The organism is Shewanella sp. S1-58-MNA-CIBAN-0166 (genome assembly GCF_040310085.1).
GTDB lineage: Bacteria > Pseudomonadota > Gammaproteobacteria > Enterobacterales > Shewanellaceae > Shewanella.
The window spans coordinates 48,446-66,353 of the sequence record NZ_JBEOPN010000010.1 but is presented as its reverse complement, the minus strand read 5'-3'; the positions used below and the strand labels follow the sequence as shown (position 1 = coordinate 66,353).

Annotated in this window: 13 protein-coding genes; 3 read left to right on the top strand and 10 right to left on the bottom strand. The window is 42.0% G+C overall.

From position 1 onward, the window contains the following. Positions 1 to 91: 91 nt before the first annotated feature. Together AAEY99_RS08240 and AAEY99_RS08235 are read right to left on the bottom strand one after the other, a co-directional pair. Positions 92 to 1,723 carry a methyl-accepting chemotaxis protein gene (locus tag AAEY99_RS08240; protein ID WP_351009995.1) on the bottom strand — a complete coding sequence of 544 codons (1,632 nt, stop codon included), beginning with the start codon at positions 1,721 to 1,723 and terminating at the stop codon, positions 92 to 94. A gap of 78 nt (positions 1,724 to 1,801) precedes the next feature. Continuing rightward, positions 1,802 to 2,308, bottom strand: a complete 507-nt coding sequence (locus tag AAEY99_RS08235) for a DTW domain-containing protein (protein ID WP_351009993.1) — start codon at positions 2,306 to 2,308, stop codon at positions 1,802 to 1,804. Positions 2,309 to 2,550: 242 nt separating this feature from the next. On the opposite strand from AAEY99_RS08235, the gene AAEY99_RS08230 reads away from it, so the two are divergent. Both AAEY99_RS08230 and AAEY99_RS08225 read left to right on the top strand, forming a co-directional pair. Beyond that, positions 2,551 to 3,165, top strand: coding sequence for a LysE family translocator (locus AAEY99_RS08230; protein WP_123776995.1), 615 nt, complete (start codon positions 2,551 to 2,553; stop codon positions 3,163 to 3,165). A gap of 9 nt (positions 3,166 to 3,174) precedes the next feature. After that, complete coding sequence (locus tag AAEY99_RS08225) at positions 3,175 to 4,179, top strand: oxidoreductase (RefSeq protein WP_350979067.1); 1,005 nt, start codon at positions 3,175 to 3,177, stop codon at positions 4,177 to 4,179. A gap of 150 nt (positions 4,180 to 4,329) precedes the next feature. On the opposite strand, the gene mdoH is transcribed toward AAEY99_RS08225, so the two are convergent. From mdoH to AAEY99_RS08210, 3 genes are all read right to left on the bottom strand, one after another. Further along, positions 4,330 to 6,468 (bottom strand): glucans biosynthesis glucosyltransferase MdoH, encoded by a 2,139-nt coding sequence (gene mdoH / locus AAEY99_RS08220; protein ID WP_351009989.1) that lies wholly within the window; start codon positions 6,466 to 6,468, stop codon positions 4,330 to 4,332. Further along, positions 6,465 to 8,012 carry a glucan biosynthesis protein G gene (locus AAEY99_RS08215; protein WP_502959499.1) on the bottom strand — a complete coding sequence of 516 codons (1,548 nt, stop codon included), beginning with the start codon at positions 8,010 to 8,012 and terminating at the stop codon, positions 6,465 to 6,467. Before AAEY99_RS08215 ends, mdoH begins: the two co-directional genes overlap by 4 nt. Before the next feature lie 778 nt (positions 8,013 to 8,790). Further along, entirely contained in the window at positions 8,791 to 9,138 is a 348-nt protein-coding gene (locus tag AAEY99_RS08210; protein ID WP_174839643.1) for a hypothetical protein, read from the bottom strand. 75 nt (positions 9,139 to 9,213) lie between these two features. On the opposite strand from AAEY99_RS08210, the gene AAEY99_RS08205 reads away from it, so the two are divergent. Further along, positions 9,214 to 9,471 (top strand): hypothetical protein, encoded by a 258-nt coding sequence (locus tag AAEY99_RS08205; RefSeq protein WP_351009983.1) that lies wholly within the window; start codon positions 9,214 to 9,216, stop codon positions 9,469 to 9,471. 157 nt (positions 9,472 to 9,628) lie between these two features. On the opposite strand, the gene AAEY99_RS08200 is transcribed toward AAEY99_RS08205, so the two are convergent. The 5 genes from AAEY99_RS08200 to AAEY99_RS08180 all read right to left on the bottom strand — a co-directional run bounded on the left by AAEY99_RS08200 (position 9,629) and on the right by AAEY99_RS08180 (position 17,906). Further along, positions 9,629 to 12,841 carry a DEAD/DEAH box helicase gene (locus AAEY99_RS08200; RefSeq protein ID WP_351009981.1) on the bottom strand — a complete coding sequence of 1,071 codons (3,213 nt, stop codon included), beginning with the start codon at positions 12,839 to 12,841 and terminating at the stop codon, positions 9,629 to 9,631. Positions 12,842 to 13,320: 479 nt separating this feature from the next. Further along, on the bottom strand, positions 13,321 to 14,445 hold the full coding sequence (locus AAEY99_RS08195) for a HupE/UreJ family protein (protein WP_350979069.1): 1,125 nt from the start codon (positions 14,443 to 14,445) through the stop codon (positions 13,321 to 13,323). A 10-nt stretch (positions 14,446 to 14,455) separates the two neighbouring features. Further along, a complete protein-coding gene (locus AAEY99_RS08190) occupies positions 14,456 to 15,622 on the bottom strand; it encodes a tetratricopeptide repeat protein (RefSeq protein ID WP_182744516.1) in 1,167 nt (388 codons plus the stop codon). Positions 15,623 to 15,766: 144 nt separating this feature from the next. After that, on the bottom strand, positions 15,767 to 16,309 hold the full coding sequence (locus tag AAEY99_RS08185) for an Ig-like domain-containing protein (protein ID WP_182744515.1): 543 nt from the start codon (positions 16,307 to 16,309) through the stop codon (positions 15,767 to 15,769). Between the two features lie 10 nt (positions 16,310 to 16,319). Continuing rightward, the gene (locus AAEY99_RS08180) at positions 16,320 to 17,906 is read right to left on the bottom strand and encodes a DUF4331 domain-containing protein (protein ID WP_011636770.1); all 1,587 of its coding nucleotides are present in this window, start codon (positions 17,904 to 17,906) and stop codon (positions 16,320 to 16,322) included. Between the last annotated feature and the right edge of the window lie 2 nt (positions 17,907 to 17,908).

Genomic DNA, 17,908 nt, shown 5'->3' with positions numbered 1-17,908 from the left:
AAACTACTACTTAAAAATACCAAATAAAATGGCTTAATGTAATAAACATTAAGCCATTTTTATTGCGTTAAATTGTCAGTTCAATCCTATATTAAACAACCTTAAATCGAACAACTTCTGAGCGCAGTGATTTGCATACAGAAACCGTTTTTATAGCAATTTGTTGATTTTCTGCAATGACATCATTGCAATGACGGGTTTTATCAGACAGCTCTGTCAAATTACGATTAATCTCTTCGGTCACATGTGTTTGTTGCTCAGTAGCTGCTGCGGTATGCGTCGACATATCGCTGACTTTTGAAGTGGCTTGGAGAATTAAGTCCAGTGATGTTTGTGTTTGTGAAGATAATTCAACTGTTTTTACGGTTAAACTCGCACCCGCTTCTATGGTATGAACTGCATCTTTAACACCACTCTGAAGTTTCTCAATCATGTTCTGAATATCTTGAATTGAGCGATCTGTTCGACTCGCTAAGGTTCTTACTTCGTCAGCAACGACCGCAAATCCGCGCCCTTGTTCACCCGCTCTAGCAGCTTCAATTGCTGCATTCAAGGCAAGTAAGTTAGTTTGCTCTGCAATACCACGGATGACATCAAGAACCGACGATATTTGTGATGAATTGGTCGATAAGGCTTGAATAGCAACCACCGCATTTTGAACCGATTCCGACAGTTGCTGAATATTATCGACTGACAACGACAGAATACGCTTACCTTCAATCGTCTGATCATTTACATTATTAATCTCAGATGCGGTATCGAGTGCATTTTTAGCTACTTCACGAACAGCTGAGCTCATTTGATTCACAGCAGTAACAATACTATCCACTGAATTGTGCTGATCTTGGCTAATTTGGCTGGCAATACCAGCATTGCTCGCTAATTGCTCAATATGACTATTCACATCATTGGACTGTGAATCAATGGCAATGATCATTTGCTGCAAATGATCAACAAAATGATTAAATGCTACTGCTAGTTCACCTATTTCATCATGTTGTTTTATGATTAACCGACGGGTTAAATCGCCATCACCTTTGCCTATATCGGTAATACGATCGGTCACATCCTTAATTCTATCCACCACAATTTTAGGGCCGTAGTAAGCCAAAAAGATGCTCAGAACAATTAAAATACCAGACACAGTAAATAATATTGTCATGTGTTTTTTTGATGTTTGGGTATTGTTTAGGTCGATTAATTTTACTTGCTCATCGGCACGCTCTCCAGCCGCATTAAAAATATCTCGTAACCTTGCAAATTCAAGTAAAGATGTGTCTTTATAACGTTGCTTCGCTGTTGAATAATCACCAACTTTAACTGCATTGATCACCGAGGTAGAGGCCGTAAACCATTTCTGATATTGAGTATCAAAACCGTTAAGCGCATTGAGCACTTCAGGGTAATTCTCTAAATGACTACTGAAGTCAGCAACTCGCTGTCTAGCTTGATCAGCATTCTCCTGCCAATTACTCATCTGATCATCTCGTTGTTGAGCAGTTAGCTCGCCATCAAGTAAAATAACTTCACTTAAATGAGCTTGATATAAATCGCGATCACCATTGATAATGCTTGAAATAGCGGGAGTAAATTGACGACTAAGTTCATGAATCTGTTCTAATTGATTTTGGCTTTGTGTGGCATTCGTAATAGCTGTTATGGCTATTGCGACTGCAAATATGATGAATATTAGTGAGAATTTAGCCCGAATTGTGCTAAACATACCAACCTCCGGTTATTATTATAATTTTAGTATTTTCATTATTCGAGGTTAAACAACAAATGTTTCAATCTATATTGGCTAACGCTTATTCCCTGTTAAAACATTGGCCTCACTGCCAATAAATGTCATCAATAACTGACTTAGCTGTTGTGCTTCGATTACGTTTTCTGACTCAGTCAATAAATGTATTACACATTCTGCGGTACATAATCCTCCTTCAATTTGGTTTCTCCTTAGTGGATATATCGACTTAGATGTGCCAATCAATGACACTTTAGGTAATGCTTTTAGGTAAGGGCTTTGGTTATACATCTTGCGCGCTTCTTGCCAAGTTGCATCGATAAGCACTAAATATAATATCCTTTTAGATATCTCGCTTACTTTTTCAGAAATATTTTCTTCATTGCTAGGAAAAACCAATCCAACAACACCGGATTCAATAGCAGCCAATAATTCAGCATCGGGCTGTTTGCGGTGCCACTCAACCACCCGCGCGCTATCGCCTAAAACGTGTTTGACTAATTGGCCGGTATTATTAGCACGATCCATTTCTCGTGAATGCGTTAGTAAAATAATTTTCAACATAATTTTAAAAATAACACCTATAAAATGAACCGCTTAACGCCGTAATGACATACCGCAATACCAAAGTAATAAAAACATAACGTCGATAAACACAATTCAATAACCTGAAACGACTGCTTACGATAGACCAATACATTAAAGCTATGAAAATACGATATACTCTCGAAAAATCGATTTAGTGTCGCGACCTAATCGATTATAACCACCGTATTCTACCCATAAACCCAAGTTCAGGTTATTTAATGATACTACAGCAAGTTATTGCATTATTTTTCACTATGTTAATTTTGGCGATACTACCGGGACCGGCAGTGTTTGCCGTGGTATCAAGAGCATTTTCAAATGGGTTCAAGCATGGCGCTTTTATTACCCTTGGCGTGCTGATGGGCGACTTTGTTTACATCCTATTAGCCTTGTTTGGTTTGGCTGCCATTGCCAATGCGATGGGGCCAGCGTTTGAAATAATAAAGTACGCCAGTGCGCTTTATTTATGCTGGTTAGGTTTCAGTATGTTGCGTGCAACCGCCAAAGGCGTTCAATTAGCAACCATACCTAAAGTGAGCCAATTTAAAAATTTAATCACAGGCCTGCTTATTGCCCTTGGCAACCCTAAAGCATTGATATTTTACGTCAGCTTTTTTCCTGCTTTTGTGCCTATGGTCCATGTTGACCTTATCGATGTGATGATTATACTCGCCACTGCAACCTTGGCTTTTGGTTCAGTTAACCTCACTTATGCATATTTGGCATCAAGTGCAAAACAGGTATTTACCTCCCCTAAAGCGGCAACGATAATGAATCGTACTGCAGGCAGTATTATGTTGATTGCTGGCATATTGATAGCCATAAATATATAGGATGTTGCAATGACCGCGTTACGCTTTACCCCGCTCACACTCACGAACGGACTGACCTTTAAAAACCGTTTAGTGGTGCCGCCAATGGCGTCACAAACCGCAGACTTAAATGGCTTAGCAACTGAAACGACCATCAATCATTACCATCATTTAGCCCAGTCGGGTGCAGGGTTGGTGATGGTAGAATACAGCCATGTAAATTTGGCAGGACGAAGTGAGTCTAATCAGCTTGGGGCGCATGATGATGCTTGCTTACCCGGCTTAAGCCAAATTGCCACGACGTTACATAATGCAGGGGTAAAAACTGGCTTACAAATTACCCATTGCGGCGGAAAAGACAGTGCAGGTATTAGCGCTGATATTATGGGGCCGTCAGGCATTACCGTGCCAGCATATGATCGTGTATTACCAACCCCTAGAGCCATGACATTAGATGATATCAATCAATGGCAGCAAGATTTTGTTAGTGCTGCCATTCGTGCTGACAAAGCCGGATTTGATTTAGTCGAGCTGCACTGTGCCCACGGTTACGGTATTAATCAATGGTTATCTCCGCTGACGAATCAACGCCAAGACCAATACGGTGGCAGCCTTGAAAATCGCGCCAGAATATTGATCGAAATAGTCAGTAAAATAAAACAAGCGGCGCCAAGATTAGCAGTAATGACCCGCATTCCTGGGCAAGACGGTTACCCTGGTGGTTTGTCTCATGACGATATGGGCCACGTTAGCCAATGGCTAGTTGATGCTGGCGTTGAAATACTTAATGTTTCATCAGGCATTGGGGGCTGGAATCGCCCTAAAGACAAACGCGGCGAGGGCTTTTTAGTTGAAGATGCAGCGCCGCTGACAGGTACAACGAAAGCGGCCGTGATTGGTGTTGGCGGTATTGAAAGCATTGATTACATCGAAACCATTTTAGCGACTAAGCAAGTCGATTTAGTGGCAGTAGGCCGGGCTATTTTGGCGGGACCAAGTGATTTTGCAACCCGAGTGATGGCTCAACATAAATAATGCTGTAACGTCAGCAATGGCTCAGCCTAAATAATGATCTAGAGCCTAAATCTAATCTTAATTGCTGAGTATTAAGTACTAAAAAAGCCGCTCAATAACGCGTTATTGAGCGGCTTTTTTAGTACTTGTTACAAAGACGAGTGATAGAAATTAGTTACCGATTGTTTTCAATTTCTGTAGATAATCCGCATTGCTTAATAATGCTATTACCTCTGCGGGTTCCAACCATGATTCCAATTGCGATAAGCTTTCAGCATGGTTTAATTTCCATTCCGCAATAATTCTCGGGGCATAAAACGTCGGCTTTTGCTTACCTAAATCAGGTAACTGCGCAAGGTGCCATTTAAATAATAAAGGATTATTAACCAACCGACTGAACGGATGCATGTGTCGCAGATGGGGTAAATTAGCCTCGTTTTCCTTCACTTTAACCAAAATGTTAACTGGTTTTTTTTCTTCAGGCGCTCGCAATAATCCGACTGTTTTAATCCATTTAGTTCGCCTCGCGCCGCCGCTTAACCAAGACAAAGGGATCGATAGCATCAACCCTATTGTAATCGGTAATAACCAGTAAAAGAGTTCTGTACTGAGCGATAGTGCGGTCAAAGCCAGCGCAACCCCAAACACTGTATGGCCAAGATGAGCACGCATCACTGACATCCAGCTCAATGCACCATCGTCTCGAGATTGCGGCATCCAACCACTGTCTTTGCCTCGAAATATAGACAACACCACGCCAAACTGCGACACCATCAGAATGGGTGCATACAGAGCAGACATGATCATTTCCAACAAGGTACTCAAGGTTAACAATATTGGCCCGCCAAATCGTAAACACCGCGGAATATTAATCAAGGCAGCAAACCAGCCAAATGCTTTAGGTGCCAGCACAATGGCCATTGACACCAAAAACAGGCTTAATGCGCGCTCAGAATCAAACACTGGCCAGGTTGGAAACAGCGATGGATTGGCAAAGTACTCTGGACGTATAAATGCCGCCTGAACCGCAATCGCAAGCCCGACCATAATCAGCGCTAACCAAAAAATGGCGCTCAGGTAAGACATCACCCCAGACAAAAGATGCAACCGCGTCGGCAATGAGAAACCGCGAGCAAACATAAATGCTGAATGCTGTAAATTACCCTGACACCAGCGTCGGTCACGGATCATCACATCAATTAACGACGGTGGAGCTTCTTCAAATGAAGCCTCAATATCGGTATCAAAACGTACTCCCCAACCTGCACGACGCAGCAACGCCGCTTCGATAAAGTCATGACTTAATACATGACCGCCAAAAGGTGCTTTACCGGACAGAATAGGCAGATGACATGACTCAGCAAATGCTTTAGTGCGAATAATGGCATTGTGGCCCCAAAAATTTGAGGACAAACCATGCCAAGCCGACAAACCCTCGGCATAAATAGGACCGAAGCATTGATTGGCAAACTGTTGCAAACGGCTGTAAAGCGTATTGGCAAACACCAGTGTCGGTAAGGTTTGAATAAGACCGACGCCAGGTGCGCTAGCTAAACGACGTGATAATGTCACCATCGATTTTGCGCTCATGATACTGTCAGCATCAAGCACTATCATTGCCTCATAATCACCGCCCCAACGCTGAACCCAGTCGCCGATATTACCGGCTTTACGTTCACTGTTTTGGTGACGACGACGGTAATAAACCGGACACTGTGGTTGGCTGTTATTGATAAGATCCACAAAAGTCTGTTCCTCAGCAATCCATGCATCAGCTCGATTAGTGTCACTGAGAATAAAGAAAGCATATTTACCCGGTGCGGTAGCGATTAAATCTGCACTCATCGCTTCTATTGTGGCCCGAATACGCAGCGGATCTTCATTATAAATAGGCAGCAATACCGCCGTTTTGAACTCTGGTTCTGTCTCATTCTCTTTAATTAGGCGTGGTTTGAGATGCAACAGAAAACCCAATAGTGCCTGTGAAAAAGCAAAAGTAACCCACAGAAAGTTAATGCTAAACAACACCAAAAAAACCATTTGCAAACTGGTAATGGCATTGGTGTTAAGCACCAAATACATTTCTCTTATGCCATAAGTCGATAAGCCTGCTGTAACCATGAACACAAATAACTGTGCAACAAATGTGCGCAGCGTAAACCACACGGTTTGTTGACTCGGAGTTAATCTATGACCCGGTTCAGAAACCTCATGACGAGACATCAGCAGTGGCGATTCCTCTGGCAATGCACGTGCATCATGATAGGTATTGTTAACGTGAGCAGACAGAGGATTATTATTGTCTATCATAAAGGCCAGTCCTCTGCAGTAAAGCGATACAGCCATGTCATACCAAGCGGTTTATCTTTGTTGCTTAGCTGTACACGTAATTCTGCAACCTCAGCATCTTGCGGATCGAACGTGATAAAAACTCTGGCACCATCAACACTGGGATTAGACTCAATACGTGATTCTAAAATAGCGCCGCTGCTGATACTGGCATCGACGCGAATATGGCTGATATCATTGGCATTAATGTGACTGTAATCGATAACAATCTCATTTTTATCCGTCGATAACTTGCGACCACCAGCAGTTCGAACCACTTTTACTTTGCCTTCGGTTTTAGGGATCTGATCCACCCAGGTCAATTGATATGAATAGGCGAATGGCTGGCCTTTTTTCAAACCTTGTTCTGGCTTCCAATAGGCAACAATATTGTCATTGGCTTCAGAATCAGATGGAATTTCAACCAGTTCAACTCTACCTTTACCCCAATCACCTGTTGGTTCAACCCACGCCGATGGACGAAGATGATAATTTGCTTCAAGGTCCTGATAATAATCTAATTTTCGATGTGGCTGGATCAAACCAAACCCTTTAGGATTATCATCCATAAAAGAACTCACCTGTAATCCACGAGGATTATTTAGCGGACGCCAGATTTTCTCATTATTACCTTTTTCCATTAGCAGGCCTTCAGAGTCATGCACCGCAGGACGGTAATCAGCAGTATCAGCGCGATCGATGCCGCCATGCATAAACATTGACGTTAACGGAGCCAGACCCACATTCTTAACATCCTGCCTTGGGAAAAGCTTAACATCGACACCCATTCGAGTCGGATCGCCAGGGTAAATAGCAAAACGATAGGCTCCTGTTACACTCACACTGTCTAGTAACGCATGGACCACAATAGCCTCTTGATGACTGGATGGACGTTCAATCCAAAACTTTTTAAATAAAGGATATTCTTCACCTTTAGGATCGGCAACATTGATGGCAAGTCCGCGGGTAGATAAGCCATACGCTTGCCCTTTAGAGACCCCACGAAAATAACTGGCGCCCTGAAACACAAGAAATTCATCTTTATAATCATCGCGATTGATCGGGTAATGCAAACGAAAACCTGCATATTTACCGACTTGCTCCAGTAATTTGCCAATTGATTCATCTGGCACTCTGAAGGATGATTCAGATACTGCTACCGGAAATGATTTACCATTCTCAACCACGTCGATATCAATCAACTGTTTATAGATATACCCAGGAGCAAATAGTTGTATCGAGAAAGGCGTGGGCGCATTGCCCCAAATAGCAGCATGTTGTTGGAAATTAATTTGACGATAGGTTGAGTAATCTATTTTAGTCAGCGCTTCGGGGGCTTGTTTGGGTTCAACAAAGGGGATCTGGGACAGTTTTTGAGCAACTTCTACGACTGTGTCATGGGAGAATGGCTTGCCATCAGTTTTGGATACTGGCGTTTCTGCATAAGCAATACTTACCGATGAAACTAAAAAGAGTGATACCACGAGATGAACCCAAGCTTGCACAGAAAAGCGCTCATCAAGCATATTTTTTAGCGGTGAATCGTAAAACATATTAACAGTCCTTAACATATTGAAACTCCTTATTGAACATTCACAAAATAGCTCCACAACATCGTACTCACTAACGGTTCTGCCCCTGTACTGTTAATCGAGGTTGGTATTAATCGAGGCTGGTGTTGACCGAAGATAATTTTAGTCAAAGATCATTTAAACGACCTCGTTTAGATAATATTGATCACTATCAGCATAGCTTCAATTATTTAAAAAAATGAACCCCAATCATCTTGAGTATTACGACTTAACTAGTATTACCATTAAACGTAAACATTTTGAGTATTTTATCCACAATATGAATATTGTTTAACGCTCAATCCTATTTCGCTGAAATATATGGCCAATATCTAACCCAATAATGACTATTAGTAATAAATACGACTAAATAAGGGCAAATAAATAAGGGCGACTAAGCAAAGCGTGCCATTTGGTGAATTAATCTAACGACCATTTGAGATAACCACGGTATTGGAGGGAACCACTACAAGCGGTCAAAGGACTCAAGCTAAAAGATAAATGACAATAAGGTTATGGGCGAATATAGGTAATCGGTTTAGGTATTGAGTGGCAGCAACATGATTGTTGTTTAATTTGGCGCAGTACACAATATCGATATTGATGATGGCCAAGTGAATGGGAATAGCGCAAAACGGTTTGGCATATCCACTTTGGAACGTCTGACGGTTAGCGTGATTGAACGCCCATAACGATGAGTGCTTATATTTGATAAGGCACTCACTGAATGAGATTACACAGCATCTGAATCTATTGAAATTATGCCTTTAAATATCAGCGGGTAGCGTCTTACCCGTTGGCCAATATCATCACTCATCACTTGCCTATATAGCAGTTCAATGTCGTTATCGTCTTCAAACACCAACAGTAACCGATCAATTGCCGTGTGCAGGCCTTTTTTCAAATAAGGTTGAGCTTGGAACTCAGCAATATTACGTCTAACAATGGCAATTTTCTCAGGATGAAGCCGAAGAACGGTAAACACCTGTTCAAAATAAGCTGTGTGCTCAGCAGGCGTCGCACGAGACGAACGCCGTTGTCTTGGCGCTGATGAACCACGTTTAAAGTACATTGCAACCAAGGCTTATCTCCATTTTCGAGTTAATGTTTATCGAGCCAACGTGTATCGAGCCCATATTTATCGAGCCAAAGCTAATTGAGCCAAAGTGTATCGAGCCAAAGTGTATCGAGCCAAAGTGTATCGAGCCAAAGTGTATCGAGCCAAAGTGTATCGAGCCAAAGTGTATCGAGCCAAAGTGTATCGAGCCAAAATGTATCGAGCCAAAGTGTATCGAGCCAACGTGTATCGAGCCAACGTGTATCGAGCCAACGTGTATCGAGCCAACGTGTATCGAGTCAACGTGTATCGAGTCCATATTTATCGAGCCAAAGCTTATCGAGCCAAAGTGTATAGAGCCAACGTTTTTAAGCCAATGTTATCGAGTTCATCTAGGGTAATTGATAACCGCTAAATCACTTGAGTTTCGCGAATCTACACGCTAGTTCAAGTGATTTTCATGTTATTAACTCAACGATTAACTCAACGATTAACTCAACAATTAACTCAACAGTTAACTCAACAATGCTAATAAATCGTTCGCACTGCCCTGCCATGGACCTTGAGTACCATCGGATAAAATACTGTCTGCCAAACCTTGTTTGTGCTGCTGCATTTCTTGAATTTTCTCTTCAACGGTGCCCTGGGCAATGAGTTTATAAACAAACACTGGATTTAACTGGCCAATACGATGAGCGCGATCGGTCGCTTGGCGCTCCGCGGCAGGGTTCCACCACGGGTCAAAATGAATAACCGTGTCCGCAGCAGTAAGGTTAAGTCCGGTTCCACCGGCTTTTAAACTGATCAAAAACACCGAGTTATCACCCTCTTGAAACGAATCAATTTGGGTCTGACGGTCACGAGTTTGGCCTGTTAACTTGCTATAACTGATAGCTAAGCGTTTCAGTTCATCTTCAATGAGTGCCAGCATGCCGGTAAATTGGCTGAAGATAAGGATCTTACGACCTTCTTCAATCATTTCAGGCAGGTTTTGGATTAACCAAGTCATTTTAGCGTTGTCTTTTACCTGTTGAGCTTGTTCAAGCTTAACTAAACGCGGGTCGCAACAGGCTTGACGCAACTTCAACAATGCATCTAAAAACTCAATATGACTACTCGATACTCCTTTCTTGGCAAACAGTTCACGCAATTTTTTCTCCATCACTAAACGGATAGACTCGTACAAATTACGTTGATCTCTTTCAAGTTCCAGAGTTTGAATAATCACGGTTTTTTCAGGTAATTCTGATACCACTTCTTTTTTAGTGCGGCGCAGCATAAAAGGAGCAATACGCTGACTCAGTAACTGCGACTTTTCAACATCGGCTTGCTTCTCAATCGGACCACGGAACTGTTTATTAAAGTAAGTATGCTGACCTAATAAACCTGGCAAGCAAAAATCCATCAATGATTTTAATTCGCCTAAATGGTTTTCAAGCGGCGTACCCGATAAACATAAGCGAAATCTACCTCTAAGGGTTTTAATCACTTGGGTGACTTTTGCTTGGGCATTTTTAATCTGTTGTGCTTCATCCAAAATAATATGCTCAAACACATATTCACAATAAATGGCTTCATCACGTAACATTAATGGATAGGTTGTTACGACCACATCAAACTGGTTAATTTGATCTAATAACGGCTGGCGTTTATTACCGTGGATCACCACTACATTCAGCGACGGAGCAAACTTATTGGCTTCTTTTAACCAGTTACCCACTAAGCTAGTGGGACAAACAATTAAACTGGTACGACGCTCGGTAGCGTCTTGCTTGGCTTTGAGTAAAAATGCCAATGCTTGAACGGTTTTACCCAGGCCCATGTCATCGGCTAAAATACCACCTAGTTGATATTCTTTAAGAAAACACAACCAGTCAAAACCTTGTTTTTGATAATCACGTAATGTCGCATTTAAGCCATCGGGTAACTCAACCGGAACCACCCCTTTAAACTCTGCGAGTTTGGTGGCTAAATTGCGCACACGTTCGCCATTGAGTAAACGCACGTCACTGGCAGATAAATCATTCAAAATATGCGCACGGTTGCGTGGTATCGAAATGACATCGCCAGAATGACGATTAAATAATTCTTGGATAATACTAATCAGCGGCTTAATGGTTTTGGCTTTGATTTTAATAAAACCACCGTTAGGGCCAGGTAATAGCAATTCATCATCGTCTGCTGGTTCACCATTTTGTTGTAACCAACGGGCAACTAAGGCTAATAACGGTACACTTTGACCATCGATGTCGGCACTGAGCGATAACGAAAACCAGCCAGACTCATCATCGTCAACTAAGTCGACATCTAACTGTGCATCGGTAATTTGTAAGTCGAAGTCATCATCAAAATGAATATCCATACCCAGCGCAGTTAACGCATCAAGACCATTGTCAGTCAATTCAGACCATTCAAAAATCGACTCGGGTAATAAGCCGACACTGACATAGTAGGGTTGTTGTGAACTGGCCAGCGTAGCGTCTGGCTCAAGCGTCACTAAGCCTATATCCGCTAATGACTGTAATGCCGCGAGTTCTTGCTCGACATGTCTATGCACTTGATACTGAACTTGATTTTTTTTGACTAAGCTTATGCGTTCGGGTTTAGTCGATGCATTAAAGGTAATTTCACCGTAACAATGATCAACTCGAATAACCGGTTGCAGAATCGGGTTGTTGGCAATGAGCTCACGCGTAAAAGTTAAGCGTGTTAACAGTGAGTCTGTTATCTCGCAAAAATCAATTTCACTCGGCACAGGCACCGTTTTAGGCGAAAAATGCTGGAGCATTTTATGACTAATGGCATCTACTTGAGCCAAGGGCACTGGCGGCATGTGTTGCAATAAACTTAACTTTTTAACGGGCAAGTCAGTGTCTATTCTACCTAAATGCAAATAGTCTAATTCAACATACAAAGGTGGCTCGGTAGCAATAAACTCCCAATTATCCAGCCCAGGCATGCGCATTTGCATTTGGGTATGTTTTTTATCAATTTCACACCAGACAAACTCAGGCACAACAGATTTAGCCCATGTTAGTGGGATGCGATTTTCTTCCCAAAAACACACTTCGGCTGTGAGCATTTTAGTCAGTGCTAAAAATGAAATCTCACCTTCAATATAAATTTTAGAACCATGATTATTTGATGACAATAACAAGCTGATAATCTGTTTATCTTCAGGGTCAATCCACCATGGCATGCTATAGCGAATATCGGCTAATGCTAGCTTGCTGCCTTTATTGTATTGACCTTTTTTATTAAATTTACTGCGTTTAAATTCGACAAAAATGCCATGAGGATCGTTAGATAACACATAAATAATGCGGTCTTTTTCTTCGTCCTCTTCTTCAAACTCGGCAACCGTTTTTTGCTCGTCAAGTTGGCGTAACCATTGGTGGATACGCTGCTCTTCAACCGGCTTTTTATCGACCAGTGCCAGCATTGCTGCGGCAACGTGCTTACAATTTGTTCTAACAGGGCAAGTACAATGTGAACGCATCACAATTTTGTGATTCACATTAACTAGGGTGATTTCTTGACGATAGGGTTCAGCAGCAGATCCTTCAACATAGGCCTCAATATCATGATTATTACTGCTGGCAGTAACTTCTAGAACTCGACCTTGGATCAAATAGTTTTGCGCTTTTTGAATTTGGGTGGCCGAAAACAGTTTCGCAATCATCTCTAATGAAAGCTTAATGGGGAGATTAAACAGTTTCGCCGACATCAATATACCTAATAAAACCGCAGCAAAATAAACAATGGCTGCTGATAAAAAAGTTAACTTGCCATTCTATGGAAGAAAGCAGGCAATATCTAGGCTTTGCTGATCTTTCGAACAAAAAACTCGTTCAAACACGCTATATTATTGCGATTACACATATTGGGTGGTCGCTAAAGCTCAGATACAGCAATAATCTGTATCATCATACGAATTAACATACACAAAAGTTTGCTTACCACTAAAGCCAATTTTAACCTTGAGTCGTTGGGAGATATTACCAAGAGGAATTTAAGGTGGGCGAATGTCTGACTAATGGCTACTGACGTCGGTTATTTGTACCCGTCTCAAATATAAATAGAACATATGGCAAATGTAAGCCGAGCATAAGTTAGCGACGGTCGAATACAAGGTTACTTAAGCAATACAATCTCAATGAATAACTAGCCACTATCCAAAGCTGACTAGTTATTCATTGGCAAACACTAAAAACGTTCTACAGACCACTGAATCGCCATGAGCCCAATCGCAATTGAACCGAGCTGCATGCCCCAATGTCGATACCAAAGTGTATGGCGTAGAAACATCAATACAGGCAGCACTAGCGCTAAAATCGCCAGCTGGCCGATTTCAACGCCAACATTAAACGCAAGAATCGCTAATAGTTTTTGATTTTCAGGCAAGCCAAGCTCGCCTAATACTCCAGCAAATCCCATGCCGTGTAACAGGCCAAACGCAAACGTAATCCAGCCTAAGCGTAATACAATCGGCCAGACATTATTAAGCGCCGCAAACAACACCGACAATGCAATCCCCAGTTCAACCCAGTGACTACTAAAATTAATCAGTCCCAATGCGGTGGCAGTTAACGTTACCGAATGCGCTAATGTAAATGCAGTAATAATCCATGCTGTGTCTTTAAATATTTGCTTAGGCTTATCTATCGGGTGCCATTTTTGTTGTTCACGCACCAACACACAGGTTAATAACAACGCCAATAAAAATAAGATATGATCAGTGCCCTTCCAAATATGAATAATCCCTTGATAAACATATTCTGCAAATGTATCGCTGAGCTGACTTTCAGCTAAGTTAATCAATATTATCGGGTTATCGTTACTGATCACTCGAGCGTATTGATGATCGGGCGTTGCAATGGTGGTAATCACTTTATGATCAGTGTCTATATTGAAGAAAGCTTGATAATTAATGGTCAACACTCCAGGGCTATCACATTCAGCCTGAAATGAACTGACTAGATAACCTTCACTAAAGTGTTGGTCAACTTGCTGCGTTGGGTTAAAACTCAGTGGGCAATCTTGCTCTCGGCTGATTGCCAAAGATGAACGTAAATAATCTACTATCGCAATTTGATGAGCTTGCAACTCTCCCCAAGTAAGCTCACCATCTTGGTTATCATCAATAGGGACAACTTGGTTTATGTCAAAAAAACGCACTTGCCAATCACCTTGAATTTGCCCGTGCTTATCGAGGTGAACAGACAAATAACTGGTGCTCATTTGATGGGCTAAACTGCCATGACTAAACAGTAACATTAGCAGTAATAATCCACCTTTCATCACCGAAAAAAAACGTGTAAATGCCTTCACTGGTTTATCCTTAACTTGCTACATGATCGACAACGAGGTTCTGACTGACTTGTACTGACTTTTTATCATTTTTAGTCTTCCTCAACAATGCTTTAGCCTGTTCTAAAAGTATCCGATCATTGTCTTGACGTGCTACCTGCCAGTTGATTTTGGCCCAGTAAAGTGCTTTTTGGGGCTGAATATCAATATTTAAATAATATTTTGCCAGATCGGATGCATGCAAGCTGTCTTGTCTTTGCTCGCGCAGTTTAACTCTTTGGGCAAAAGTCCATTGCCATTTAACAGTATTGCCAAGGGATTTTTCCGCTATTGCTAAGCGCAATAATAGTGCGTCGTCTTGAACAGCGTTATTATTGACGACACTGGAGAGCATATCGTACACCTGTTGATGTTGATTTAATGCCAACTCAATATCAGACCATAGCGCTAATAAACTAACCGGAGCATTGTCCATATCTAACTGATTTAAATAACTCAATGCTTCTTCTGACATACCTTGCTTAAATGCCATGTCAGCAAGAATTTGCACTATCCAACGTTTTTCTGGTTCATTATTAGGTTGATACAACTGGTACAACCGAGCTAACTCTTGATAACTTTCGGCCAGTTTGCCATTTTGACTAGTCACTTCTAAAGCACAGGTAGAAATCAACAAAATATCGGCTTTTCCTATTAGGGTTAAACACGCTTGCCTTGCACCGACAATATCCCCCTGTACCAGATGAATATTGGCTTTTAATAACCAACTATTTATCGCAGTCGGTTTTAATTCAATGGAGCGCTCTAACGCCTTTATCGCCCGGTCAAATTGGTGTTGATGCTGTAATACTCGAGCATATAAATAATAGGTCTGCGCATCGGGGCTGGCATTGGCCATTTTGGCTTGTAACCAAGCTTTTGCACGACCGTAGCGATAATCAGCTTCACCGGGATATTGTCCTTGTTCAATAAAATCACTGATGTCGTCTAAGCTCATCTGCTTGTCGGTATCATTAAACACTTTCCAGGTCGCAATAACTTCACTGGTATCTTTTGGTGTATATGGCGCCGCAGTACTGTTGCCTACCATCAACAAACATGCACTGACAACCATTACAATATTGATGTAAAATTGAATGTTGAGGCTAAATTGAGGGTACTTAATCATTGGTGTTAATCGCCCTGATATCGCTTGCATAACGCCTCCTTAATGCCATCCTTGGCTATGAATATCGATCTAATTAATCATTACTTCTCAGCTGAGATAATCATTCATTGGATGAATAAGATAGATATTTGGTCCTGTGTTATAAACTTAAGCTAGCGAATAGAACTCGCACTATTAATCCAGTAATAAGTCGTCGTAAAAATCAGCCGTTGAAACATCGTTCTCAACCATGCGGCCATTAACACGTAAAGGTGCAGCTTGGCTTGGTTGTAAAAATGCCTGACGACTTAAGCTTGAAAACATCACTTGCTGTGCATCAATGGTAATGTTCACCATCGCTACCACAGGGTCGTTTACGCCATCACTCACAGCAACAGTAAAACTGTCCATGCCAGTCACTTCATTGGCAGGAGTATAAGTAAACTCGCCATTTGGCATTAAACTAACCGTACCAAGCGTGGGTTCACTCATTACAGTAAACGTTAATGCATCACCATCTTTATCGGTGGCTATCACTTGATCTGTCACTGGTGTTTCAGTCACGGTGAAGATCATGACACTGCTCACCATTGGCGCACTGTTTTTAACCATGGTCATCGCATCATCATCTGAGTTACAACCAGCTAAAAAACCGCCACTGAGCACACTGATTAATACCACTGGTTTAGCGAGATTATTAAGCGCTTGACGCGTCGCATATCGAATAGAAATATTCATCTTATGTTCCTTATTTTGAGCCCGAAAGCGGCGTCGCTAAGTAAGGGAAGTGATCCATCATCATGGTCGCGTCAACGGGTGCCCCATCAGTAAATGGCACGTTACCAACGCTGGCATCATCACTGGTACAAAGGCCTAAATCTGTGTCAGTACCATTGACTGGGATGGGGTAACATAAACGTCCCATTACCACGCGCAGTGCAATATCAACCACATCATCACCCGGACGACGACCATTTGGGAAACCGGCTAAATCATCACCAGCCACACCAAAAGCTGACTGCATATCACGTGATTTTGCCGGAATGCCGGTATTAAGACGCAACATTTCTGAAGGCGTCACCATCTCAAGTTGGTTAACACCAGCAAAACCAGTGAGAAATGCAGTAACAAGATCGGTACGAGGGAAGTTAGTTGGCGCTAACGTTTCAATGTTTGTTCCCAACGTTTGATTAACCGCGTCTTTGAACAGAATGTTAAGCAACTCTGGTAAGCTCGGGTGCGTCACATAGTCAGCAAACTGAGTGTCATCTTTAGGATGTGAAGTCGAAAAGGTGTCTTTATCCTTTAAGCCAATCACTAACTCGTTAACCAGTGGATTACCCAGACGAGATACCTGAGTTAATGCGCCGCCGTTGACTTCAGTTTTACCCACTTTGGCATTTGGATTTAAAATACGCGCTTGCGGTAAACTGGCGGTAGTCCATGCACCAATGGTGCCGTTGCCTTGAGTCGTTAAACAAGACTTTGGCACTTCAATTGAAATGGCTGTGACATTTTTATCCATCAAATCATCATTATCAACAGATTGAGTGATGCCACCTGGAAATCCACCTTGGTCGCCAGCGCCCGGTGCACTATCACCTTCTACAGGCACATAGTTGACCAAATCAAAGGTTTTGCCTAAGTTAACCACGAAAGGGTCTTTACGTTGGCCAACAAACACTTTGCCAGGACTTGCACAACCATCGAGATTAAATTCGTAGATGAATTGACCCGCATAACTTGCATACGCGCTGCTATCACCGAAACTCTTATTACCAATGTAATCCAGTGGCTTATGGAACATCGCCCCTGAAGTATTGGTTAACGCTGTTGCGCTACCACTATTTTGTGGTCCTTTAACAAGTGTTAACTCATACGACTCGCTAAAGTTTGCCGCACTTTGATCCGCAGCAGTAATGCCACCAATATTTTTAAGCGGTACTGACACACTACGTTGATTGTCAGCAGGACCAACCGTTAGCGCAATACCTTGATTATTATTGGCAAGCTCATTGGTAAAGTTAAATTGGAAGGTTAAATCTTCTATAGCATCACCATCATTATCGATATGAATGCTGTATACCGCAGCAGGATCCATCGCATAATAGTTAGGTCCGCCGTAGGCATCTTGCAGTGGAATATAGTTGGCGATAAGAGTGACGTAATCTTCACGTCCAGCTTCGTAGCTATTAAAAGCGTAGAAGTCGGTAGAGTCTAATGTTGGAAAACGAGTGATATTGGGTGCTTCTCGGTGACTTGACGCAAATGCATTAGCGCCTAATAAAGTGCTGCATACGATACTGGCGATTAGGGATATTTTTAGTACTTTCATGA

Excerpts from the sequence above, each read along its gene's own strand:
- AAEY99_RS08185 (WP_182744515.1), bottom strand. The coding sequence starts at position 16,309 with ATGAATATTTCTATTCGATATGCGACGCGTCAAGCGCTTAATAATCTC.
- AAEY99_RS08230 (WP_123776995.1), top strand. The coding sequence starts at position 2,551 with ATGATACTACAGCAAGTTATTGCATTATTTTTCACTATGTTAATTTTG.
- AAEY99_RS08240 (WP_351009995.1), bottom strand. The coding sequence starts at position 1,723 with ATGTTTAGCACAATTCGGGCTAAATTCTCACTAATATTCATCATATTT.
- AAEY99_RS08225 (WP_350979067.1), top strand. The coding sequence starts at position 3,175 with ATGACCGCGTTACGCTTTACCCCGCTCACACTCACGAACGGACTGACC.
- AAEY99_RS08180 (WP_011636770.1), bottom strand. The coding sequence starts at position 17,906 with ATGAAAGTACTAAAAATATCCCTAATCGCCAGTATCGTATGCAGCACT.
- AAEY99_RS08215 (WP_502959499.1), bottom strand. The coding sequence starts at position 8,012 with ATGCTTGATGAGCGCTTTTCTGTGCAAGCTTGGGTTCATCTCGTGGTA.
- AAEY99_RS08190 (WP_182744516.1), bottom strand. The coding sequence starts at position 15,622 with ATGCAAGCGATATCAGGGCGATTAACACCAATGATTAAGTACCCTCAA.
- AAEY99_RS08200 (WP_351009981.1), bottom strand. The coding sequence starts at position 12,841 with ATGTCGGCGAAACTGTTTAATCTCCCCATTAAGCTTTCATTAGAGATG.
- mdoH (WP_351009989.1), bottom strand. The coding sequence starts at position 6,468 with ATGATAGACAATAATAATCCTCTGTCTGCTCACGTTAACAATACCTAT.
- AAEY99_RS08235 (WP_351009993.1), bottom strand. The coding sequence starts at position 2,308 with ATGTTGAAAATTATTTTACTAACGCATTCACGAGAAATGGATCGTGCT.